This window comes from Pseudomonas sp. Kh14 (genome assembly GCF_900291005.1).
In the GTDB taxonomy this organism is placed as follows: domain Bacteria; phylum Pseudomonadota; class Gammaproteobacteria; order Pseudomonadales; family Pseudomonadaceae; genus Aquipseudomonas; species Aquipseudomonas alloputida.
Map to the genome: position 1 here is coordinate 1 of NZ_OLKJ01000303.1, position 237 is coordinate 237.

Genomic DNA, 237 nt, shown 5'->3' on the forward strand with positions numbered 1-237 from the left:
CTATCAATGCTAGGCAGAAAACAACAAATATGTTCCCAGACCACATGAATAGCCAATCAAATTTATCAATGATTGCTAGTTTGATACCATCAAGAGCAGATTTTGCCGTATCCGCGTCAACAATGACGGTTAGTAATAGAAGCAGTGCAATAAATCCCGCACTAATCCCGAAGACAGGGTTGTGAACATCAAACCCCCATTTCTGGACATTATCTTGCCCAATAGTGTAGTCAGTAC

1 protein-coding gene is annotated in these 237 nt (G+C 40.9%); it reads right to left on the reverse strand.

Going from position 1 to position 237, the window contains the following annotated elements; translation table 11 throughout:
- Positions 1 to 237 (reverse strand): BCCT family transporter (locus FQ668_RS28215; protein WP_178097278.1); only part of this gene is annotated, 237 nt, incomplete at both ends.